Origin of the sequence: Micromonospora qiuiae, from assembly GCF_016863555.1 — a bacterium.
Taxonomy (GTDB): domain Bacteria; phylum Actinomycetota; class Actinomycetes; order Mycobacteriales; family Micromonosporaceae; genus Micromonospora; species Micromonospora qiuiae.
Genome location: NZ_BOPC01000032.1, coordinates 1 through 21,941, shown reverse-complemented (window position 1 = coordinate 21,941; position 21,941 = coordinate 1). Strand labels below are relative to the sequence as shown.

18 protein-coding genes and 2 pseudogenes are annotated in these 21,941 nt (G+C 70.0%); 11 read left to right on the top strand and 9 right to left on the bottom strand.

What is annotated here, in order from left to right; genetic code table 11:
- Positions 1 to 21: 21 nt before the first annotated feature.
- The 5 genes from Vqi01_RS12780 (at position 22) to Vqi01_RS12760 (ending at position 2,563) form a co-directional block, all read left to right on the top strand.
- Entirely contained in the window at positions 22 to 591 is a 570-nt protein-coding gene (locus Vqi01_RS12780) for a ribonuclease HI (protein ID WP_204034975.1), read from the top strand.
- Between the two features lie 12 nt (positions 592 to 603).
- Complete coding sequence (locus Vqi01_RS12775) at positions 604 to 864, top strand: hypothetical protein (RefSeq protein ID WP_204034974.1); 261 nt, start codon at positions 604 to 606, stop codon at positions 862 to 864.
- 97 nt (positions 865 to 961) lie between these two features.
- Positions 962 to 1,510 (top strand): hypothetical protein, encoded by a 549-nt coding sequence (locus tag Vqi01_RS12770; RefSeq protein WP_204034973.1) that lies wholly within the window; start codon positions 962 to 964, stop codon positions 1,508 to 1,510.
- Positions 1,507 to 1,962, top strand: a complete 456-nt coding sequence (locus tag Vqi01_RS12765; protein WP_204034972.1) for a phage holin family protein — start codon at positions 1,507 to 1,509, stop codon at positions 1,960 to 1,962. Before Vqi01_RS12770 ends, Vqi01_RS12765 begins: the two co-directional genes overlap by 4 nt.
- Positions 1,963 to 2,008: 46 nt before the next feature.
- On the top strand, positions 2,009 to 2,563 hold the full coding sequence (locus Vqi01_RS12760; protein WP_504740169.1) for a DUF3618 domain-containing protein: 555 nt from the start codon (positions 2,009 to 2,011) through the stop codon (positions 2,561 to 2,563).
- 44 nt (positions 2,564 to 2,607) lie between these two features.
- Here the strand turns inward: Vqi01_RS12760 and Vqi01_RS12755 are convergent, their stop codons facing one another.
- The 4 genes and pseudogenes from Vqi01_RS12755 to Vqi01_RS12740 all read right to left on the bottom strand — a co-directional run.
- Positions 2,608 to 3,327, bottom strand: coding sequence for a YqjF family protein (locus tag Vqi01_RS12755; RefSeq protein WP_204034970.1), 720 nt, complete (start codon positions 3,325 to 3,327; stop codon positions 2,608 to 2,610).
- Positions 3,328 to 3,580: 253 nt separating this feature from the next.
- Positions 3,581 to 5,350, bottom strand: a complete 1,770-nt coding sequence (locus Vqi01_RS12750; RefSeq protein WP_204035054.1) for a family 43 glycosylhydrolase — start codon at positions 5,348 to 5,350, stop codon at positions 3,581 to 3,583.
- A 332-nt stretch (positions 5,351 to 5,682) separates the two neighbouring features.
- A pseudogene (locus Vqi01_RS12745) lies at positions 5,683 to 5,931 on the bottom strand (hypothetical protein); the annotation flags it as partial.
- A gap of 360 nt (positions 5,932 to 6,291) precedes the next feature.
- Positions 6,292 to 7,677: pseudogene (locus Vqi01_RS12740) on the bottom strand (LVIVD repeat-containing protein); the annotation flags it as partial.
- Positions 7,678 to 7,919: 242 nt separating this feature from the next.
- On the opposite strand from Vqi01_RS12740, the gene Vqi01_RS12735 reads away from it, so the two are divergent.
- Positions 7,920 to 8,639: a DUF305 domain-containing protein gene (locus Vqi01_RS12735; protein ID WP_204034968.1), complete on the top strand. Its 720-nt coding sequence runs from the start codon at positions 7,920 to 7,922 to the stop codon at positions 8,637 to 8,639.
- Between the two features lie 30 nt (positions 8,640 to 8,669).
- Here the strand turns inward: Vqi01_RS12735 and Vqi01_RS12730 are convergent, their stop codons facing one another.
- Entirely contained in the window at positions 8,670 to 8,918 is a 249-nt protein-coding gene (locus Vqi01_RS12730; RefSeq protein WP_204034967.1) for a GNAT family N-acetyltransferase, read from the bottom strand.
- Positions 8,919 to 9,205: 287 nt separating this feature from the next.
- Here Vqi01_RS12730 and Vqi01_RS12725 point away from each other — a divergent pair, with 287 nt between their 5' ends.
- Positions 9,206 to 9,484, top strand: coding sequence for an RCC1 domain-containing protein (locus tag Vqi01_RS12725; protein WP_204035063.1), 279 nt, complete (start codon positions 9,206 to 9,208; stop codon positions 9,482 to 9,484).
- A 78-nt stretch (positions 9,485 to 9,562) separates the two neighbouring features.
- On the opposite strand, the gene abc-f is transcribed toward Vqi01_RS12725, so the two are convergent.
- Both abc-f and Vqi01_RS12715 read right to left on the bottom strand, forming a co-directional pair.
- Positions 9,563 to 11,203, bottom strand: coding sequence for a ribosomal protection-like ABC-F family protein (gene abc-f, locus Vqi01_RS12720; protein ID WP_204034966.1), 1,641 nt, complete (start codon positions 11,201 to 11,203; stop codon positions 9,563 to 9,565).
- A gap of 316 nt (positions 11,204 to 11,519) precedes the next feature.
- The gene (locus tag Vqi01_RS12715) at positions 11,520 to 12,710 is read right to left on the bottom strand and encodes a PucR family transcriptional regulator (protein WP_239098363.1); all 1,191 of its coding nucleotides are present in this window, start codon (positions 12,708 to 12,710) and stop codon (positions 11,520 to 11,522) included.
- Positions 12,711 to 12,848: 138 nt separating this feature from the next.
- Here Vqi01_RS12715 and Vqi01_RS12710 point away from each other — a divergent pair, with 138 nt between their 5' ends.
- From Vqi01_RS12710 to Vqi01_RS12695, 4 genes are all read left to right on the top strand, one after another.
- Complete coding sequence (locus tag Vqi01_RS12710) at positions 12,849 to 15,095, top strand: aminotransferase class III-fold pyridoxal phosphate-dependent enzyme (protein WP_204034965.1); 2,247 nt, start codon at positions 12,849 to 12,851, stop codon at positions 15,093 to 15,095.
- A gap of 4 nt (positions 15,096 to 15,099) precedes the next feature.
- Positions 15,100 to 16,725 (top strand): xylulokinase, encoded by a 1,626-nt coding sequence (locus tag Vqi01_RS12705; RefSeq protein WP_204034964.1) that lies wholly within the window; start codon positions 15,100 to 15,102, stop codon positions 16,723 to 16,725.
- A 136-nt stretch (positions 16,726 to 16,861) separates the two neighbouring features.
- Positions 16,862 to 18,664, top strand: a complete 1,803-nt coding sequence (locus Vqi01_RS12700; RefSeq protein ID WP_239098374.1) for a hypothetical protein — start codon at positions 16,862 to 16,864, stop codon at positions 18,662 to 18,664.
- A 64-nt stretch (positions 18,665 to 18,728) separates the two neighbouring features.
- A complete protein-coding gene (locus Vqi01_RS12695; RefSeq protein ID WP_204034962.1) occupies positions 18,729 to 19,730 on the top strand; it encodes a glycosyltransferase family 2 protein in 1,002 nt (333 codons plus the stop codon).
- Positions 19,731 to 19,744: 14 nt separating this feature from the next.
- Here Vqi01_RS12695 and Vqi01_RS12690 read toward each other — a convergent pair whose 3' ends face one another.
- Positions 19,745 to 21,253, bottom strand: a complete 1,509-nt coding sequence (locus Vqi01_RS12690; protein WP_204034961.1) for a glycoside hydrolase family 43 protein — start codon at positions 21,251 to 21,253, stop codon at positions 19,745 to 19,747.
- Between the two features lie 123 nt (positions 21,254 to 21,376).
- Complete coding sequence (locus Vqi01_RS30700; RefSeq protein WP_239098373.1) at positions 21,377 to 21,643, bottom strand: hypothetical protein; 267 nt, start codon at positions 21,641 to 21,643, stop codon at positions 21,377 to 21,379.
- Between the last annotated feature and the right edge of the window lie 298 nt (positions 21,644 to 21,941).

The window sequence follows — 21,941 nt, the reverse complement described above, 5'->3', positions numbered from 1 at the left end:
CAGGAGGCGTCATGCGTCCCGATGAGCTCCTTCGCGCCCTCGACCTGCTCCCCGAACCACTGCACGACGGACGCGAGCTGGAAGGGGCGTGCCGGCGGCATCGGGTACGTCACCAGCGACGGCCGGTACGGGCTGCGCAGCCGCCGGCCGGGGCGCTCCGACCCGACCGGGCAGGCCCGGGTACTGGTCAGCGAGTTGCGCGCGGTCGAGTTCCTGCTGACCGCGTACGAGTCGCCGCCGATCGGAATGACGGTGCTGGTCGACAGCCGCAGCGCGCTGACGTACCTGCACGGCTGGCAGGGCGGACACACCTCGGCGATGCCGACCGGCTACGACCTGCGGGCACGCCGGGCCGGGGCGACACCGACGCTGGTGCGGCTGGCAGCCCTGGTCGCCTGGCGGCGGGACCTGTCGTTCCGGCACGTCAAGGCGCACGACCACCACGCCCTCAACGAGGCCGCCGACAGCCTGGCGCACATGGCCCGACGCCGGGTGGAGGAGCCCTTCGACCCGTACCCACGTGCTCAGTCCCTGGTCGCGGCATTTCTGCGCGAGTGGCACGCCGCGAGACCCGGCCTGACCATCGGCTGAAGGGAGCAGCCCGTGCCGAACGAACGAGAGCCGCGCCCGGGTGACGAGGACGCCGTCCCGGACCGGATCATGACGCGCCGGTACGTGCAGGCGCGGCTGGCCGAGCTGCCGTCGCGGCCGGAGGACGCCGACACCCGGCTGCGGGGCCTGCTGGAGATCTACGAGGAACTGAACGCCAGCGGCCATCCGGAGCCGTTGACGCTGCTGGCCGGGGTGCTGGGCATCCCGGCGGAGATCCTGGTCGTACACCTGCGGGCCGCCGGCCGCAGGTGAGCCCGGCGCCCTGGTTGGGTTGGTTAGCTCTGCGTAGTTCCGGGTATGCGCCGCCGTCCGCTGACGGGCGGGCGTCGCCCACAGAAAGGGCACCGACATGACCAAGCAACAGAGCCCGGCGATGGGTGGCACCCAGTCGAAGGTCCAGGCCGCTCGATCACAGGCACCCGCAGCCGCTCACAGCGTGCAGCATGCGGGCAGCGAGGTGGCGCATGGCGCCGTCGAGCAGGGCAAGGCCACTGCCGCCGAAGCGAACCGGCAGGTCCGTAACCTGCTCGGTCAGGCTTCCAATGAGCTCGCTCAACAAGCCAACACCCAGCAGAAACGTGCGGCCGCCGGGTTGCGGTCGCTGGGCGACGAACTGGCGTCGATGTCCAGCGGGGATGATCGGCACGGGCTTGCCGGCGATCTGGCCCGGCAGGCGGCGGAGCAGGCCCACCGGGCGGCAGACTGGCTGGACGAGCGCGAGCCTGGTGCCGTGGTGGCGGAGGTACGGGATTTCGCGCGCCGCCGCCCCGGCCTCTTCCTGGCCGGGGCAGCGGTGGCCGGCATGCTGGCCGGACGGTTGACCCGCAGCCTCGCCGCCGACGGCCAGGTGGGTACCGATCAACCACCCTCGTCCCACCGGGGTGAGGTGGGCGCATGAGTGCGTCAGCACGGGGCCGAGCCGACGCCCCGACCGATCGGGCGCAGGCATCGCTCGGTGAGCTGCTCGGTGACGTCACCCGTGACGTGTCGACGCTTGTGCGTCAGGAGGTGCAGCTCGCCAAGGCCGAGGCGCGCCAGGAGGTACGCGCTGCCGGTCAGACGGTCGGGATGTTCGGTGGTGCCGCCCTGGCGGGGTTCATGATCGTGCTGTTCCTGTCGTTCGCGCTCTGGTGGGCGCTGGCGAACGTGATGGATCAGGGGTGGGCGGCGCTGATCGTCGCTGGAGTGTGGGTTGTCATCGGTGCTGTCCTGTTCACGGTGGCGCGCGGCCGGCTTCGTCGGGTCAAGGCCGGCCTGCCCCGTACCTCCGAGACGGTCCGCCAGGTTCCGGACGCTTTCACCCACCATCGGAACGCAGGAAGGAACGACGGTGACAACCGATCCAGATGAGATCCGCTCCGACATCGAAATCACCCGGACCCGCCTCAGCAGCGACGTGGACGTGTTGACCGACAAGGTCGATCCACGCCGGATCGCCGATCGGAAGATGCACGAGACGCGGGGCCGACTATCCGCGATCAAGGATCGGATCATGGGCAGCGCGTCCCACGCGGGTGGTACCGGCCGGGCGAAGACCTCGTCCGCCGCCCATCAGGTGGCCACTGCCGGCTCGCAGGCCAAACAGACGGTGGAAACACTTCCGCAGAAACAACGCGAAGCCACGCAGGGCAACCCGCTGGCTGCTGGACTGATCGCGTTTGGGCTCGGTGCTCTCATCTCGTCCCTGCTGCCCCCGTCAGAGCCGGAACGACGTGCGGCCGGCCAGGCGAAGAGCAAGGTCGCCGAGCACTCCGAGGACATCAAGCAACAGATGAACACCACCGCCCACCAGATGCAGGACAGCCTGCGCCAGCCCGCGCAGGAAGCAGCCGGTGCGGTGAAAGACCGGGCGGCCAAGGGCGCCTCGTCAGTACGCGAGCAGGGACAGTCCGCCGCCGGGGATCTGCGTGGGCAAGCGGAAGAGACCAGGGAGAACATCCGCCGCCAGTGACGGTGAGCGACGGAGAGGCAGCGCCGGGCCGCGTGACGAGCGGCTCACCGGCGCCACCTCCCTACCCGCACCCGCACGCCTGCCGAGGCGTGGGCGAGAACGTCGCCCCGGGGCGGCGGAAGTCCGCCGGCGGCGAGCAGATTCTCGTCCAGCCGCAACGGTTCGGCGTGATGCAGGAGCCAGGGCGGGTGCTCGGCCTCAGCGGCGACAAGCTGTCCAGCGAACACCGAGAAAAGCCGATACCGCGCGGTCAGGAAGTGGGCCAGCGGGTCCACTTCGACGCCGCTCAGGGCGGCGCCGATCCGGACCTCGGTGTCGCAGCGCGCGCCGCGGGGCCCCGGCCAACGACGCCGGGACCGATAACTGAGCCGGTCGCCGTTGGCGTGGACCCGCATCCTCGACCAGAAGTACGGCAGCCCGTACGTGGCCCTGGCGGCGAGCACGGCCGGCAGGCGGGCCGCGTCCAGGGAGAAGAACCAGATGCCGCTTCGCCCGCGCTGGTCCCGCACGTACGTACGGACGTTGGTCTCGGGAAACTGCGACAGCCACGGCGCGGCGGGCACCAGCGGTGGCCGTACGTCCCGCATGAGAAACGGCACCAGGCCGACCCACGCGGAACCGTCCCAGGTCTCCGCTTCCAGACCAGGCGGCAGCAGCGCCTGGACGGTTTCCGGTCGGTAGCGCCAGTGCAGGAAGGTGAGCCGCCTCCATTCCTGGTACATGACGGGCCGGGACACCCGCGGGGGCGGAGGTGGCGTTGTCATGGCCCACCCTCGTTCTTCGGTGACTCAGGCTTGCCTCGGTGCATAGGGGATCGGGTTTTCCAGCAGATCGTTGATGGTCCCCGTGATCCTCGATATCCGGAAACTCCTGCACACTGGCCCCCGACGTCGCCTGCCGCCCGCTTGGAGGTTAGCCGGGAGGAAACACGGGTGCGGGGTTTGCGGCGGGTTCACCCTCAGGAGGTGGACGACTGCGGGCCCGGTCGGCGGCCGGGCCCGCAGTCGGGTCAACGGGTCACTGGATGGTGACGTCGTCGAGGTAGAAGCTGTCGGTGCCGGACGCGGTCTCGACGTAGAATCGGGCGTTGGTCAGGCTGCCGCTCCACGACACCGTCGCCGTGCCGGTGAGCTGGGTCCAGCCGTTCGCGTTCACCGTCGCCGACGGCGTCAGCTGGAGGTAGCTCGTGGTGCCGTTGGCGGTCAGCGCCAGCGTCGGTCGCACCGAGGGGGTGCCGCTCTGCGACCGTACCCAGAGCGTCGTGGTGTACGTCCGGCCGTTGGTCAACTGCGACGTCAGGTCCTGGCTGGGACCGTTCCACGACCCGGTGCGCCCGGTGTGCAGCAGCGACCGGGAGCCGCTGCGGACGACGCTGGTGTTGGACGACAGCGTGCCGCTGCCGAAGACCGACCAGCCGGTGGTGCCGCTCTCCATGTTGCCGTTGGTCACCAGGCTCCCGCCGGTGCCGCTGCCGGCGGTGAACCGCCAGTTGTTGATGTTGAACAGGTAGCCGCTGCCGCCGGTGAAGCGAAGGTAGAGGTCGCGGGTGCCGGTGGCTCCGCTGACGTTGCAGGTGGTGTTCGTCCAGTTCTGCCAGCCTCCGGTGCCGGTCACGGCGCAGGTGCCGACCAGCGGACCGGTGACGCTGTCCAGCCGCAGCTCGATGTTGCCGCCGCTGGAGCCCGAGGCCACCCGGGCGGTGAAGGACGACGCGCCGGTGCCGAACGCCACGCCCCGGACCCGGATCCAGTCGCCGTTCTCGATCCAGCCGACGTTCACCCCGCCCTCGCTGGACGGTTCGGTCTCGATGCCGTTGGCCCAGTTGATGGTCTCGGCCTCCTGCGTGACGTACGGGTTCAGCGTGCCGATCTGGGGCGGGCCGGCGCTGGTCATGTTCATGGTCGGGATCGACCCGTCGGCGTTGTAGGAGAATCGTTCCACCGCGACCGAGCGGGTGTAGCCACCGCCGCCGGGCAACGCGCCGTTGTGGTAGAAGAAGTACGAGTTACCGGCGTAGTCGATGATCCCGGGGTGGTTGGTGAAGCTGGTGCCCTGCCGGGGCATGACCGTGCCACGGTAGGTCCACGGCCCGGTCGGACCGGGCGCGGTCGAGTAGCCGATGAACTCGCTGCAGCACTCCGCCGCGAAGACGTTGTAGTAGATGCCGTTGCGCTTGTAGACCCAGGGGCCTTCCTCGTACAGCGTCGGTCGGCTCGCGTTGCCGGTCCGGGTGCCGAAGCCCGCGGTGGTCAGCGGGATCTGCGTCGGGCTACCGGAGTAGGAAATCATGTCCTGGTTCAGCCGGACATACCACAGATTCGGGTTGCCCCAGTAGAGGTAGGCCTGCCCGTTGTCGTCGATGAAGGCGTGCGGGTCGATCTCGCCGTTGCCGACCAGCGGACGGCCGAGCGCGTCCCGGAACGGCCCGGTCGGGGAGTTGGAGACCCCGACACCGATCGCCCTTGCCCCGGTCGACCGCTGGCGCACCGGCACGTACCAGTAGAACTGACCGTTGCGTTCGATGACGTGCCCGGCCCAGGCGTCGGCGTCTGCCCAGCTGAACGTGGCCAGGCTCATCGGCACGCCGTGGTCGGTCCAGTTCGACATGTCGGTGGTCGAGAAGACCCGCCACTCCCGCATGGTGAAGTACGTCGAACCGTCCTCGTCGCGGCCGGTGTAGAGGTACAGCCGACCGTTGTGCACCATCGGCGCCGGGTCGGCGGTGTAGACGTGCTGGACGACGGGATTGTCCGCCCTGGCCGGGACGGCGAAGAAGGTCGCCAGCATCAGGGGAACCAGCACCAGGGCGAGCCGACGCCTGGTCCTGCCGCCGCGCGGTGGCGGGGATGCGAGGTTCACAACGGGCTCCTGTGGTGGTGTGCGTCCGTCACGCAGCCGGTCCGGGACGTGACCGCCGCGCCGGGCTTGGTCGCGGGTGCGGGGAGCTCGCATTTGCCGAGCCATGCAGGAGGGTGGATGTTAGCGCCAACACCGATCGTCACAAACAGCACCAGCAAGCTGTGCGAGCAACGCTAACATGTGAGCGATAACATAGACAAGGACTCATTGACTTCGATTGCAGCCTCAGGCGTCCGCCGTTCGCGCGCCGCACCGTCAAGCTCGGCGGCGAGAGTCTCGGGTGCTCGCATCCGCCACGCGTCGGTCACCAACTCCTCGAGGCGGTCGACGTCCACCCGGGCCAGCCACAGCATGACCAGGGGCAGCCCGTCGTATCCGGGGGTGGTGAAGAACCTCTCCGGCTCGCCCAGGAGCAACGCCTGTTTCTCGGCCTCGTCCCCGACGTACAGCACCGCGATGTCGGTGCGCACGACCCGCGGCTTGCCGGGCCGGCGTTCGGGATAGGACCAGGGTCGGACATCGCCTCGCCCGCGCTCCGGCCCGACGGGAGACCGCCGGGCCGGAGCTACTGCTGTCGACCGGGGGGATCAGCTGTTCCGTACCGATCCGTTGATCGTGCTGTCCCGGATGACGGCACCGGGGGCGTTCACCGAGCCGTTCACACTGCTCTCCACGATCGACACCACCGAGGCGTCGACGGCGTGCAGCGAGCCGTCGAGGCTCGAGTTGAACACGATCAGACCGGCGCCGGGATTGACCTTGATCGCGCCGTTCTGGTTCACCCGGTCGAAGCAGGTGATGCCGGACTTGATGGTGAGGCTACCGTTCTGCCGGCCACGCAGGACGGTGGTGCAGGCCGGGTAGCTGGGCTGGGTCTGGACGTTCAGCTCCGCGAAGGCGATGGCCCGCGCGTTGTTGGTACGCGCGTCGTCCAGCTTCAGAACGTCCAGGCCCTTCTGGATGTCGTTGGAGTAGAGGTACCCGTTGTGCCAGTACGTCGACCAGGATCCACCGAGGACGGAACGGGTGTCCGAAAGCGGACCCCGCTCCCAGTAGGCGAGCTCGACCGGGTTGGCCGAGTCGGTGAAGTCGATCACCGAGACGCCGCCCTGGTACCACGCCTGGACCATGATGTCGCGGCCCATCGCCGGGATCAGCGAGCCGTTGTGGGCGACGCAGTTCTCCCGAGGGCTGTTCAGCCGCGGAATCTTGAAGTAGCTCCGGAAGACCAACTGCCGGTCGGCACCGGAGCCCACGATGTCGTAGATCGCGTTGGCGCCCTGGTTGGTCCGGTAGTTGGCGGTGCAGATCGCGCCGCTGCCACCGCCCAGCTCGTCAGTGAAGACGACCTTGGTGCCGGCGTTGTTGAACGTGGCCGAGTGCCAGAAGGCGAAGTTGGTGTCCCGGACCTGGCTCAGGATCACCGGATTCTCCCGGTCGGAGATGTCCATCAGCACCCCGTCACCCATGCAGGCGCCGGCGGCCAGGTCCAGCGCCGGGTAGACGGTGATGTCGTGGCATCCGCTGGTGGAGTTGGCGCCGCTGGTTCCCGGGAACAGCACCGGAGCCGCCACCACGGCGGCGCTGGTCGGTGCGTCCAGCGGAACCTTGATGATCGAGACCTTGTCGTGCGGCGGCTTGCAGTACGCCCCACTGCCGTTGGCCGGCGGGCCGTACGACTGGACGTAGACGTACACGTCCTTGTCGTCCTTGCTCGGCACCACCGTCAACGTGTGCGAACCGCAGTCGGTGCGGACCGACTTGATGTACCGCGGGTTGGCCTTGTCGCTGATGTCGAAGATCCGGACGCCCTCCCAGTGGGCCGGATTGCTCACCGAGCCACCCGTGCTGTTGCACGAGTCGTCGCTGCGGGGCGCGTCCACGGCGAGGAACAGCAGGTCGCCGAAGACCGACGGGTCGCCCTGCCCACCGGGACAGACGACCTGGCTGACCACCTGCGGTGACGCCGGGTCACTGACGTCGAAGACGTTGAACCCGTTGTAGTTGCCGGCGAAGACGTAGTCGCCCTGGAATGCCAGGTCGCTGTTGTACGCCGACTCGTCGGCGAACGCGCCGAACTTCGGGACGTTGGCGATCTGGGTGAGGTTCGAGCTGCTGACGATCTCGTCAACGCCCGGGATCTCGTTCGCGGCGGCGCTGGCCGGCACCGCCGCGACGGTGGTCAGGAGCAGGGCGCCGGTTGCGGCCAAGCCGAGAACCAGGTTCCGTCTCCCTCGTGGGGATGATTGGGACATGTAGGAAACCCTTCCTCATGGGTGAGCGGGGTAGCGGGACGATAACCCGATGTCACCATCAGGTTTTGTGACTCAGCTCACAGTCAGCCCGGTCGATGGGTCACGATTAGGCAACAGCGGGAACACGGAGAACCGCGAGCACGACTAATAACGCTTTTTTGCCGGGCCCAACCCCTGCTGTCACATCCCGGTGCCGCGTTACGATCCCGGCCAACCTCGGTCCCCATGGCGGGAGGCAAGTTGTGCTACGCGTACCGATCCGCAGGTTTCTCCGCCAGTCACGGCCGGTTGTGCTGATCGAGGTGGGCGTGCTGGTGCTGGCCGTCGGGGCGGCAGTGTTCCTCTGGCTGCCCGACGACGGGCCGGAACCGGCAGCGAGCCCGTCGACCTCCATCGAGCTGCCCGGCCTGCCGGACTCCACCGCGCCGGTGCTGATGCCCGGTCGCCCCGGTGAGCCGGCGAAGACGGCTGCGGCGAACGACATCTCCGCCTTGCCGCGCCAGCCGCACAACAACGCCGACGTGCGCTTCGTCACCATGATGATTCCGCATCACGAGCAGGCGCTGGTGATGGCCCGACTGGTGGCCGACCGCGGCGAGAACCCCCAACTCAAGAGCATCGCGGAGCGGATCCTGGCGGCTCAGGGGCCCGAGATCAAGTTCCTGGAGGTCTGGCTCGCCGACCGGGGCCTGGACCGCGACTCCGGCGGCGACCACCGGCACACCATGTCCGGCATGCAGTCGGCGGAGGCGCTGAACCGTCTCACCGCGGCTCGCGGCGTCGAGTTCGACCGGATGTTCGTCGCCATGATGACCGATCATCATCAGGGCGCGATCGAGATGGCGGACGAGGTGCTCGCGCTCGGCACCGACGGCATCGTCAACGAGATGGCCAGCAGCGTCGTGGTGGAACAGGCAGTCGAGATCAACCGGATGCGCGAGGCACTGGCCGGCGGCAGGTAGCGGGCTGTACGACCTCCGATGTCCCGGCGCTCAGTAAGCGATCGTCCGGTGCAGCCGGAGGAACGTCTCGGTGAAGCCGAGCCTCGGCCAGGTACGGGAGGACAGCAGGTTGGTCACCCGCCAGTCGGTGACCACGCTGCCGAAGCCGCTGTCGGCGGCCCAGTCGATGACGGCTGTCCCGAGTGCCCGGCCGGCGCCGACCCCACGGGCGGGCGGGAGGACCGCGGCGCGGCCCTCGTCGACCCAGCGGGTCGCGGCGACGCCGTACAGGTCGCGCATCACCTCGGCGTCGGGACCGCCTCGCGACGAGGTGCCATGGCCCGGGCCTACCTGCGCTGCCGTTTCCGGTGCAGGTGGTCCGCCAGGTGGAGGCACTCGGCCGGATCAGCCGCAACTGCTTGCCGCCTGCGACCCTGTCGAGCTGAACCGTTCGTGCTATCGCGCCACAGCCTCCACCGGTGGCAGGCCGCCGCGATCCGTTCACGCCATCAGCTCGACAGGGCCGCCCCCACCATCCCTCGTTCCCGGGTGTCACCCACCCGACATCACACAGAGCAGCCACTCGAATGCATTCAGTCACAGACGGACCGGTGTACGTCATCGGCCGGTGCACCGGCCTCCTGGCCGTACTGTTGGCTCTGGTCATGATTCTGCCGGCGGGCGTTGCGATGGCGCACCCGCGCTCCCTGCTCGACCGGGTGATCGCGGTTGCGGCCAGCTCGCACAACCTCGCCCTCCGTGCGGACGGCACGGTCGTCGCCTGGGGCTCTGGTTACCTCGGCGACGACGGCGACCCGAACGAGATCAGGACCACACCGGTACGTGTCCTGGCGCCCCGCCCTTGAGCCGTGTCTGGACACGGCTTGCGGCAGGTCGGGCCGTCCCGCTGGCGGGACGGCCCGACCTGCCGCGACTCTGACGGATCAACCCTCGGGGCTGGGCGCCGGGATCTCGCGCAGGCCGGCGCCGTCGAGCCGCAGCCACCGGCGTACGCCGATGTCGCGCAGGAACCGCTCGTCGTGGCTGACCACCAGGAACGCGCCCCGGTAGGCGTCCAACGCGTTCTGCAACTGGCCCACGCTGACCAGGTCGAGATTGTTGGTGGGCTCGTCGAGCAGCAGCAGGTGCGGCGCCGGCTGGGCGTAGAGGACACAGGCCAGGGTGGCGCGCAGGCGCTCGCCGCCGGAGAGCACGCCGACCGGCAGGTGGGCCCGATTGCCCCGGAACAGGAACCGGGCCAGCAGGTTCATCCGCTCGGCCGGCAAGCGCTCCGGGGCGTACGCGGCGAGGTTCTCCGCGACCGTACGCTCGTCGTCGAGCAGGTCCAGCCGCTGCGACAGGTACGCCACCCGCCCGTCGGCCCGGCGTACCTGACCGCCCTCCGGTGCCAGTTCGCCGCAGAGCAGGCGCAGCAGCGTCGACTTGCCGGCACCGTTGGGTCCGGTCAACGCGATCCGCTCCGGCCCCCGGATGGTCAACTCGACACCGTCGCCGGCGAACAACGGCCGGTCGGCGTGCCACACCTGCGCTCGTTCGGCCTCGATCAACGTCCGGCCGGCCGGCACGTCGGTCTCCGGTAGGTCCAGCGTCAGCGTCTGGTCCTCCCGCAGCGCCCGGCTGGCCTCGTCGAGCCGGCCCTGCGCCTCGCTGACCCGGCTGGCGTGGGCCTGCCGGGCCCGCCCGGCCGACTCCTGGGCGCTGCGCTTGAGCCCACCGGCGACGATCCGGGCCAGGCCGGCGTTGCCGAGGTTGCGGGCGGCGTTGCCGGCCCGGCGCTCGGCCCGCTCGCGGGCCTGCTGCATCTCCCGCTTCTCCCGCTTGACCTCCTGCTCGGCGCTGCGCACGTTGCGCTCCGCCGCCTCCCGGGCGGCCTGTGCCGCCTCCTCGTAGGCGGTGAAGTTCCCGCCGAACAGCCGCAGCTGCCCGCCGTCGAGTTCGGCGATGCGATCCATCCGGTCCAGCAGCATCCGATCGTGGCTGACCAGCAGCAGGCACCCCGACCAGTGCTCCAACACCTCGTACAGCCGGTGCCGGGCGTCGATGTCGAGGTTGTTGGTCGGTTCGTCGAGCAGCAGCACGTCCGGACGCCGCAGCAGCTGCGCGGCCAGGCCGAGCGAGACGACCTGCCCGCCGCTGAGAGTCCACAGTCGCCGGTCCAGGGCGACTTCGCCCAGCCCGAGCCGGTCGAGTTCGGCGCGGCTACGTTCTTCGACGTCCCAGTCGTCGCCGATGGCGGCGAAGTTCTCCTCGCTGGCGTCGCCGGACTCGATGGCCCGCAACGCCGCCAACGCCGGGGCGACGCCCAGCACCTCCGCCACGGTCAGCTCGCCGGCCAGCGGCAGGTGCTGCGGCAGGTAGCCGAGCACGCCCTCGACGGTCACGTTGCCGCCGGTGGGGGTCAGGTCACCCGCGATCAGGCGCAGCAGAGTGGACTTGCCGGCTCCGTTCGGCGCGACCAGGCCGGTCCGGCCCGGCGGCACGGTGAAGGACAGATCCCGGAACACCGGAGTGTCGTCGGGCCAGGAAAAGGAGAGGTTGGTGCAGACAACGCAGACGTCGAACATGACAGGCAGACCTCGGGAAGAAGCCGGGACGCGACCGGCGCCCCGGTCGGGAAGACAGGGCTACGACTGGGCAGCTGACCGCACGGCCAGCTGCTGGGCTGCTCACCCAGAGATGTCGTCGTCTCCCGACAGCATGTCGCGCTCCCCATTCCCGCCGCGCGGTCCCCCGCGCCACGCCCCCAGGCTAACAACCCCCCACCCACCCCACCCCCCAGCCCCCACCCCGCCCACCCCCCACCACAGCACCCCCAGTCCGCGCCGTTGATCATGAAGTTATTGCCCCGGAAAGCGCTTGCCGATGGCGATAACTTCATGATCAACGGCGCCGGCGGGGTGGGTGTGGGTGGGCCAGGCGGCTGGACAGCACCACCAGCAGCTCGAAACGCGCGGTGGGATCGTCGAGGTCGGCGCCGTAGAGGTCGCGTAGGCGCTTGAGCCGGTAGCTGACCGTCTGCGGGTGCACGAACAGCTCGGCGGAGACCTCGGCGCGCGCGCCCCAGTGCCGCAGCCAACTGTGCAGGGTCACCAGCAGGTTCTCCCGCTGGGCCGGGCGCAGCTCGGCCAGTGGCGCCAGACGGCGGGCGGTGAGCACCGCCAGGGCGCCCGTCTCGCCGCGCAGGGCCAGCGCGATCAGGTGGTCGTCGGCGAAGAGCGGGCCGGGAGCCGGCCCGGCCAGCCCGGCGACCAGCTCGGCGAGCCGGACCGCCGCCGGCACCTGGGGCCAGGGCAACTCGGGACCGACCATGACCCACCGCCCGGCAAGCGCCTCGGTCAGCGCGGCCCGGGTTGCCCGGGGGCCGGCCCGCAGCAGCAGCACCGCGTCGCGCCCACGTTCGACGACCAGGCCGTCCGGGCCGTACCGGAACCGCACGTCGCGAGCCTGGTCCAGTGGCAGCAGGACGGGCACCACGGCGTCGAGGTCGGGCCAGCCGATCCGGGCCGCCGCGGCGTCGACGGCGCTGGGCATGCCGTCGCCGCGCAGCAGCAGCTCGGCGAGTTGACGGCGCCGGTCGCCCTCGCCGGCCTGCTCGCGCAGTTGCAGGGCGTACCCGTCGGTGCTCGCCGCGGCCAGCTCGTCCACGTACGCGGTGATCGCGTCGGACAGGTCGATCAGTTCCTCGGTGCCGACCGGACGGAGCCGGCCCAGCGACTGCGACGCCGTACGCAGCAGTTGCCGCGCCGCCATCCGCAGCGCGGCGAGCAGCGCCTCCGGTCCGCGCTCCTCACGGGCCTCGGCGGCGCCCAACCCGACGAAGACCTCCCGGATGGGCGGCGGCAGCGCCGGCTCGCCGGTGCCGACCAGGTCGAGGAAGCGGTCGAGGGCGACCTGGACAGCGCGGTGCACGTCCCGGGTGAACTTGTCGTCGGCGATGCCGGCGAAGGCCGGTGTGGCCTCGGTGACCGCCACTGCCACGGCGGCCACCGCCACCGGCAGGTGTGGGCGCATCGCGGTGGCCAGGTCGGCGGGCAGGCGCCGCCAGGGAAGCACGGACCCGGGCGCGGTCACGCCACGATTTTGTCACGGCGGGACAAGAACAGCCCGGATTATCGCTGCCGGCGGGACGGTGTTTCGGCGCGGTCGTCCGGGCGATCATGAATGCCCGGATGCACCCGCGCACCGGCGAACCGACCGGAGGAGAGCGCCGTGCAGCATCGACGGTCCCGCCAGCACGTCGTCGACATGTGCCGGACGATGCTCGCCCGGGGCTACCTGAAGGCGACCGAGGGCAACGTCTCGGTCCGCGTCCCCGGCCACCGGCTGTACGCGGTGACCCCGAGCAACTACGACTACGACCGGATGCGGGTCGAGGACATCTGCCTCGTCGACTTCGACGGAAAGCACGTGCCCGACGACTCCGGTGCCGGCCTGAAGCCGTCGATCGAGTGCGGGATGCACGCCAACATCTACCGGGAACGCCCGGACGTCAACGCCATCGTGCACACCCATCAGCCGTACGCCTCGGCGCTGGCCTTCCTGCGCAAGCCGATCCCGGCGCTCACCGACGAGCAGGTGCGCTTCCTCGGCCGGGAGGTGGCCATCATCGACTACGCCCCGTCGGGCACCTCGTTCCTGGCCCGCAACGTGCAGAAGAAGGTGGCCGGCGGGGACAACGCGTTCATCCTCGCCAACCACGGCGTCGTGGCGGTGGGCACCGACCCGGACCGGGCGGTGTTCAACATGGCGCTGCTGGAGAAGGTCTCCATCGCGTACCTGCTGGCGCTGACCAGCGAGGCGGGCAAGGTGCACACCATCCCGACCGCGATCCGCGAGATCGCCTTCGGCAAGCTGCGGGCCGACGAGAAGCGCATCGCCGCGCAGATCACCGAGGCCGTCGAGCCGGTGCGGGTGCCGGCCGACGAGGAGCTGCCCAGTGTGGACGCCGCCGTCGCAGCCGAGGCGCCGCAGCCCGAACCGGACGAGGCCCCGGGCGCCGAAGCGGCCCGACTCGGGTACGCGATCAGCGAGTACCCGGACGTCGACGACGTGATGCGCCGGCTGAAGGCGCTGACCGCCCAGCCGGTGCGCGGGCTGCGCCACGACGCGCTGCTCGACGTGCTGAACTACTTCGACACCAGCTGCCGGGCCAGCAGAGAGATCACCGACCGGGCCAAGCGGCGCATTCCCGGCGGGGTGCAGCACAATCTGGCCTTCAACTATCCCTTCCCGCTCGCCGTCGACCGGGCCGAGGGGGCGCACCTGGTCGACCGGGACGGCAACACCTACATCGACTTTCTCCAGGCCGGCGGGCCGACGATCCTGGGCAGCAACTACGGCCCGGTCAACGAACAGGTCGCCGAGGTGGTCCGCGCCAGTGGCCCGGTGACCGGCCTGTTCCACGAGTACGAACTCAAACTCGCCGAGATCATCCACCGGTTCATGCCGCACGTGGAGATGTACCGGTCGCTCGGATCCGGCACGGAGGCGGTGATGGCGGCGGTACGCGGCGCCCGCGCCTTCACCGGCAAGAAGATGGTGATCAAGGTCGGCGGCGCCTACCACGGCTGGTCCGACACGATGGTGTACGGGCTGCGGGTGCCCGGCACGTACCGGATGAACGCCAAGGGCATCCCGTTCGGCGCCACCGCCCGCACCCGCGAGGCGTTCCCGCACGACCTCGGGCAGCTCAAGCGCAAGCTGATCGAGAATCGGCTGCGCGGCGGCACGGCGGCGGTGGTCGTCGAGCCGGTCGGCCCGGAGTCCGGCACCCGACCGGCGCCACGCGACTTCAACGCCAAGGTCCGCGAGTTGTGCGACGAGTTCGGCGCGCTGCTGATCTTCGACGAGGTGGTCACCGGTTTCCGTCTCGGCCTGGGCGGGGCGGCCGGCTACTTCGGCGTCACCCCCGACCTGACGGTGCTGGGCAAGGCGGTCTCCGGCGGCTATCCGATGGCCGGTGGCGTCGGCGGCCGGGCCGACGTGATGGCGGTCTTCGGTTCCGGGTTGGACGGTCGCAGCGGCGCGCACATCCAGGTCGGAGGGACGCTGTCGGCCAACCCGCTGTCCTGCGCGGCGGGCTATTTCGCCATCGAGGAGATGGCCCGCACCAACGCCCCGGTCATCGCCGGCCGGGCCGGCGACCGGCTGACCCGGGGACTGCAACGGCTGATCGACTCCTACGGCCTGCCGTACGTCGCGTACAACCAGGGCTCGATCGTGCACCTGGAGTGCAGCGGCGTGATGCTGTTGGACATGCGCAACCCGGTGAAGCTGCTGAAGGAGAACAAGGCCCGCAAGCGGCTGATGGAGCAGATGGGGGCCGCCTACACCGCGCACGGCATCATCACCCTGGCCGGTTCGCGGATGTACACCTCGATGGCCGACACCGATCAGGTCATCGACGACGCGCTCGCCCGGTTCGACCGGGTCTTCGCGCTGGTCGAAGGGGTCTGAGCCGGTGGCCGCCAGCCCGCCGCAGGTGCTCGCGATCGACCTGGGCACCTCGGCGATGAAGGCGGCCCTGGTCGCCGCCGACGGCACGGTCACCGGCTGGGCCGAGCGGCCGGTCCCGCTGCGGGTACTGCCCGGCGGCGGTGCCGAACAGGATCCGCTGGCCTGGTGGACGGCGCTCGGCGAGGTCACCGCCGAACTGGGCCGCACCCACCCCGAACAGCTGCGCGCGGTCGGCACGGTGTGCGCCTCCACCCAGGGCGAAGGGACCATCGCGGTGGACGACGCCGGGCAACCTTTGACCGCGTGCATCAGCTGGCTCGACATGCGCGGCGCGGAGCACCTGCGGCGACAGTTCGGCGGCTTCCCCGCGTACCGGGGAATGTCGCTGCGCCGGGTCGCGCGCTGGCTGCGGCTCACCGGCGGGATGCCGTCGCCCACCGGCAAGGACCCGGCCGCCCACATGCTGCTGGTCCGCGACAGCATGCCGCAGGTGTACGCGCGCACCGCGGCGTTCCTCAACGTGCTCGACTGGATCAACCTCAAGCTGACCGGGCGGACGGTGGCCACCGTCGACTCGATCCTGACCTCGTGGGTGACCGACAACCGGCGGCCCGGTGCCATCCGCTACTCCCCCACCCTGGTCGCCGACTGTGGCATCGACGCCGACAAGCTGCCGCCGATCGTCGCCTGCACCGACGTGATCGGCACGCTGACCCCGGCCGCCGCCGCGCACCTGGGGCTGCCGGCGTCGGTCCGGGTCGTCGCCGGGGCGATCGACAACACCGCGGCGGCCATCGGCGCCGGCACCACCGGCGACAACGAACCGCACCTATACGTCGGTACCTCCTCGTGGATCGCGGCCCACGTGCCACGAAAGAAGACCGACATCTTTGCCGGCATCGCCTCGGTGCCCTGCGCCATCAGCGACCGCTACCTGATGACCGCCCTCCAGGCCACCGCCGGCGCCAACCTCACCTGGCTCCGCGACAAAATCGTCGAGTACGACGACCCGCTGCTCGGCGCCGGCCACGTCAGCCGCGACGAGGGATCCATCTTCGACGCGTTCGACACGATCATCCCGACCGTGCCGCCGGGCGCGGGCGGCGTGCTCTACACCCCCTGGCTGTACGGCGAGCGAGCCCCGGTGGACGACGCGAACCTGCGCGCCGGCTTCTTCAACATCTCCCTCGACACCACCCGCTCGGACCTGCTGCGGGCGGTCTTCGAGGGGGTCGCGCTGAACACCCGCTGGCTGGCCGGCGCGGTGGACCGGTTCCTCGGCGCACCGGTCACCTCGCTGGCCATCACCGGCGGCGGCGCGCTGTCGGACTCCTGGTGCCAGATCTTCGCCGACGTGCTCGGCGTCGAGATCCGACGCGACGCCCAGCCCCTCGCCGTCAACGCCCGAGGCGCGGGCTGGATCGGCGCGGTCGGCGCCGGGCTGCTCACCTTCGCCGACGTCCCCGGCCTGATGCGTACCGATCGGGTCTTCGCGCCGAACCCCGCCCATCAGGCCACGTACGACGAGATCTTCGACGTCTACCGGCAACTGCACAGGCGGCTGGCCCCGGTGTACCGGCGTTTCGCCAGTCATCGATCTAGCGCTAACCCTTCACGGATGCGACGCTAGGGCGCGGCGCCGGTCATCGACAGGGGGACACGTGCAGGCGATACGTCGAAAGCTTCTCGGAACCTCTTCCGGTGGCGATCAGTCCGGCCCGAATCAGGCGGACCCGCCACCCCGGCCCGGTGGTGAACCGGGCCGGCTGGCGACGGTCGGCCGGAGGGCGTGGGGCCTGCTGCGCCACGAGTGGGTGGTGGCGACATTCGCCGGCGTGGCGCTGGCCGTGCTCCTCACCTGGCCGACCCTGAGGCATCCCTGGACGACGATTCCGGGCGACATCGGCGATCCCACCCTGCAGGCATGGCAGGTCGCCTGGGCCGGGCACGCCCTGCTCACCGATCCGCTCGCGCTCTGGCACTCCAACACGTTCTTCCCGGAGTCGTACACCTACGTCTACAGCGACACACTGCTCGGCTACGCCCCCGCCGGTCTGCTCGGTCATGGCGTCGAGGCGGCCGTGTTCCGCTACAACCTGCTGTACGTCCTGGCCCACGCACTCGCCTTCGTCGGGGCGTACGCCCTGGTCCGCCAGTTGGGCAGTGGCCGGACGGCGGCGGCGGTCGCGGGCGTCGCCTGGGCCTTCGCGCCGTGGCGGCTCGCCCACAGCGGTCACCTGAACATCCTCTCCATCGGCGGCATCGCGCTGTGCCTGGCGATGCTGGCCCGTGGCCACGGCTGGTCCCTGCGCCACGGTCACCGACCGGCGCTGCACCGCCCCGGGTGGATCGTCGCCGGTTGGCTGGTCGCCGCGTGGCAGGTGAGTCTCGGCTTCGGGATCGGTCTGCCGCTGGTGTACTTCCTCGCCGGCACCGGGCTGGTGGTGGCCGCGGGCCTCGCCTGGTCCCGGTGGCGCAACGGCCGGTGGGTGCTGGGCCGCCGGGTGGTGCTGGCCAACCTGATCGGTGGTGCCGTCTTCGGTGGCGTCTGCCTGTGGCTCGCGACCACCTTCCTGCAGGTGGTCAAGCTGAATCCGCAGGCTCGCCGCGACCTGACCTGGACCGAGTGGTTCTCCCCACCGCTGCGGGGATACTTCGTCGCGCCCGCCGACTCGTGGCTGTGGGGTGACTATCACGAGGCCGGCCGCGCGGAGTTGTCCTGGCCACCGGAGATGGCGCTGCTGCCGGGTGTCACGTTGATCGTGCTGGCCGCTGTCGGGCTGAGCTATTCGGTGTTCCGGGTTCGGCACCGCGTCCTGCTCGGGCTCGGTGTGTTGATCACCGGGGCTCTCGGGCTGGGCAGCAATCTCGGCGATCGGGGCGACCCGGGGTACCTGACCCTGTCGCGACTGCTCCCCGGCTGGGATGCGCTCCGCACCCCGGGACGGATGATGGTGTGGACGAGTCTGCTGCTCGCCATTCTCGCGGCGGGCGCGATCACCCAGTTCGGCAGCGAACTCTCCCGCAGGGCCACACCGCTCGACGCGACTGGGAGTCAAGCCGCGGAAACCGCCCCGCCGAGGACGCCACGTCCGCGACCGGCGTGGCCGCGACTGGCCGGGCGCGTCGCTCTCCTGCTGCCCCTGCTGCTGGTTCTCGTCGAAGGCGTCAACCGGACACCACACCCCGCCGTGCCGCCAGCGCCGGCAGCGCTCCGGTCGGCGGCCGAGCCGCTGCTGGTGCTGCCCAGCGATGGTCTGGGCGAACTTCATGTCATGCTCTGGTCCACCGACGGGTTCCCCCGCATCGCCAACGGTCTCGCCGCGTTCGTGCCAGATCGGCAGGAGCAGATCCGCTCGATGAGCATGTCGTTCCCCGACCCGGGCAGCATCGAGTTCCTCCGGCAGACCGGCATCCGGTCGGTGGTCGTGATGCCGGATCGGCTCGCCGGCACACCCTGGGACGGCGTCGCCACCCGACCGGTGGACGGCCTCGGCATCACTCGCGAGGAGGTGCACGGGGTGCTCATCTACCACCTCGACCCGGGTGACGGCGAGCAGCCGCGCTGACCCCCGGTTCACTCGCCCGCGCCAGTGGCAACGGCCTGGCGGACATGGCAGATTGGAGCAGACGGTGCGGCTGTCGATAGTGGTGCCGTGCTACAACGAGGAATCGTCCATCGATCCACTCCACGCGGCGGTGACCGCCGCCGCTGCGGCGCTGCCCGACGACGAGGTGGAGATCCTCTTCGTGGACGACGGCAGCACCGACCGGACCCTCGCGGCCCTGCGTGACCTCGCCACCCGTGACCCGGCTGTTCGGTACGTGTCATTCAGCCGCAACTTCGGTAAAGAGGCGGCGATGCTCGCGGGCCTGCAACGCGCGGACGGGGACGCGGTCGTCCTGCTCGACGCCGACCTGCAACATCCGCCCCACCTGCTGCCTCAGATGGTCGCGCTGCACAAGCAGGGCTACGACCAGGTTGTCGCGTGCCGCGACCGGCAGGGCGAGCCGGCGCTCCGCCGGCTTCCGGCCCGCCTGTTCTACCGGACGGTCAACCGCTGGGTCGATGTCCAGTTGCACGACGGCGCGGGTGACTTCCGACTGCTGTCGCGGGCGGTGGTGGACGCCCTGCTCTCGCTGCCCGAATACCACCGTTTCTCCAAGGGGCTGTTCTCCTGGGTCGGCTTCAGCACCGTCACGCTGACGTTCCGTCACGAGGCACGACAGGCCGGCACCAGCACCTGGAGCTTCGGCAAGCTGGTCAACTACGCCCTGGACGGGATGCTCTCGTTCAACAACAAGCCGCTGCGTCTCGCCGTGTACGCGGGCCTGCTCCAAACTCTGCTGGCCACCGGCTACGCCGCCTGGGTGATCGTCAACGCGCTGGTCGAAGGCGTGGACATGCCCGGCTACGCGACGCTGATCAGCGCCGTGGTCGGGATGGGCGGAATCCAACTGATGGTGCTCGGTGTGATCGGCGAATACATCGGACGGATCTACTACGAGAGCAAGCACCGCCCGCATTTCCTCATTCGTGAGACCGACAGCCGCCCAGCAGGACGTGGCCCGTCGGCTGCGCCACGGGCGCGATCGGACGGTGATTCCCCGGCGGCGGAGGTCGGAACCGCCTGACCGCTCGTCCCGCCTTACGAGGTGAGGCGGAACGTCGCGTCGTTGCGTGCCTGGGTGTCGCCGATCGGGTCGAGGCGGAGCAGGTAGTCGTAGTGCCGGATGTAGCGATCGGGATAGTTGTACGACTGGAACGACGACCAGGCCGCGTTGCCCAACCCGGCGACCTGCCGGAAGGTGGCGTCGGCGGCGAAGATGGAGTTGCCGTCGTTGGCCGCCAGCACGAAATCGAACCCGTAGTGCCGCAGGTAGTAGCCCGGGTAGTTGACGGACTCGAACGACACGTACCCGGAGTTGTTGGCCAGGCCGGGCACCACCCGGAACTGGGCGTCCTGGGCGGGGTTGACGTTGGCGTCGATGCGTACGTCGAAGTTGGCGTGCCGCACGTACCGGTCCTGGTGGGTGTACGCCTGGATCCGGTTGACGGTGGTGGTGGAGGGCCAGCGGGCGAGCACCCGACTCTCCTCGGCCGCGGTCAGGTTCAGGATCGAGCCGTGCCGTTTGCGGCTGGCGCCCATGTTGTAGTCCGTGCGGGTCCGGAAGTTGGTGACGCTGCCCAGGTTCGTCGACGTGATCGGCATGTAGCCGCGGCCGGTGGCGAACTGGTCGAGGTAGAGCGCCCACTCGTTGCGGCCGTTGAACTGCATCCACATCGGCCCCTCGACCACGTTGCCGCCGCCCGTGCCGTTGGAGATGCCCAGGTGCGACAGGTTCCCCAGGCTTGTCCAGGACCCGAGGATCGAGTTGCTGGCCTCGATCGGGATGTGCCCGTCGGCCGAGGCCCGGTAGTAGCGGTAGCCGCCGACACTGTTCGGCACCTCGATGATCTGGGTGTCGATGATGCCCTGGCTGCCGGGGCGGTCGATGAACAACTGCGGGGCGGTGAAGGTGCGGAAGTCAGCGGTCCGCACGTACCAGATCCGGTTCTTGGTGACGCCGTTGCGCGGCGAGTTCGTCGCCCAGTAGACGACGTAGTCGCCGGTCGCCGAATTGTAGATGGCCTCCGGCGCCCAGGCGTTGCCGGCACCCGGGATCGCGCCGGCCACGTTGATCAGCCAGGGAGCGGACCAGTTCACCAGGTCACGGGACTCCCACACGACCAGCGAGGTGCTGCCCCGGTTCACCGCGTCGCTCCACGAGGTGCCGCTGGCGATGCGCAGGTCGGTGGCGACGATCCAGTACCGGTCGCCGGCGGGCGAGCGGACCAGGGCCGGGTCACGGACGCCGCGGGTGCCGAGCGTGGAGAGCAGCACGGGCGAGCCGTTGTTCAGATCCCGCCAGGTCAGCCCGTCGCGGCTGTGCGCGAGGTAGATCTGCTCGCCGTTGGCCGACTCCCCGGTGAAGTGGGCCAACAGATAACCGGTGAACGGGTCCAGCGCGGCGGCCTCGGCCCGGGACGCCTGCGCAGCGGCCTCGGCCCGGGACGCCTGCGCAGCGGCCTCGGCCCGGGACGCCTGCGCGGCGGGCAGCAACAGCAGGCAGATCGCGGCGAGCAGAGCGCTCACCCTGGCGGTGACTCTCGACATCCAGGCTCTCCTTACCGCCGCGGCACGGGCAGGCTTTGTGAGCGTTAACGTCACCGACGGCCATATCGGCGTTGATCGCTGTTCCGGGCTTGGGTCGAAGTGTTGACCGACGACTCCACGCTGTCAAGGCATCGACGCGATGCTTTCAGGCCGAGCCCGCGCAGCGACTTCCGGTGCACCGGTGCACGGCGCAGCGGCGACGCGTGGCGGAACGAATCGTCGCCGCCATGCCCCCGCTTGATTAGTCCGTGCGGCGCTGGCGCCGCGGCTGCCGGTCTCCGCGGCGAGGCCGAGCAGCTCGGCGCGGTCGTCGGGGCTGGTGTCGTACAGCTCGCACATCGCCTTGACCTCGATGTCGCGGAACTTTACCCGATGATCGCCGGCTTCGATGCAATGAATCGTCGCGGGGCTGCGTTGCAGAAGCTCAGCCGCCTTCCTCTCGGCTCATCCCGGCTTCCTTACACAGCGCCGCCACCTTGCGGCCGGTTCTTCGCCTCAGCAGGGCCGATCCGTCCGTGTCGGACACTGAGCGCCTCCTATCACCATTTTGCCAACCCTCGGCACACAAACAATGGATCACTTGATCAAATTTCCGCCTTGCCACCTTGACCGGGGAAAACGTCAAACAGGGCAACCAAATGTGTAATTCCTTTCGCGAGTTTCTTTAGAGCGACCGGCCGGCAATAGG

What these genes read in the sequence shown, in the direction of transcription:
- Vqi01_RS12780 (WP_204034975.1), top strand. Translation starts at nt 22, where the DNA reads ATGAGCTCCTTCGCGCCCTCGACCTGCTCCCCGAACCACTGCACGACG.
- Vqi01_RS12770 (WP_204034973.1), top strand. Translation starts at nt 962, where the DNA reads ATGACCAAGCAACAGAGCCCGGCGATGGGTGGCACCCAGTCGAAGGTC.
- Vqi01_RS12765 (WP_204034972.1), top strand. Translation starts at nt 1,507, where the DNA reads ATGAGTGCGTCAGCACGGGGCCGAGCCGACGCCCCGACCGATCGGGCG.
- Vqi01_RS12755 (WP_204034970.1), bottom strand. Translation starts at nt 3,327, where the DNA reads ATGACAACGCCACCTCCGCCCCCGCGGGTGTCCCGGCCCGTCATGTAC.
- Vqi01_RS12750 (WP_204035054.1), bottom strand. Translation starts at nt 5,350, where the DNA reads ATGCTGGCGACCTTCTTCGCCGTCCCGGCCAGGGCGGACAATCCCGTC.
- Vqi01_RS12730 (WP_204034967.1), bottom strand. Translation starts at nt 8,918, where the DNA reads ATGCGCGACCTGTACGGCGTCGCCGCGACCCGCTGGGTCGACGAGGGC.
- Vqi01_RS12725 (WP_204035063.1), top strand. Translation starts at nt 9,206, where the DNA reads ATGCATTCAGTCACAGACGGACCGGTGTACGTCATCGGCCGGTGCACC.
- abc-f (WP_204034966.1), bottom strand. Translation starts at nt 11,203, where the DNA reads ATGTTCGACGTCTGCGTTGTCTGCACCAACCTCTCCTTTTCCTGGCCC.
- Vqi01_RS12690 (WP_204034961.1), bottom strand. Translation starts at nt 21,253, where the DNA reads ATGTCGAGAGTCACCGCCAGGGTGAGCGCTCTGCTCGCCGCGATCTGC.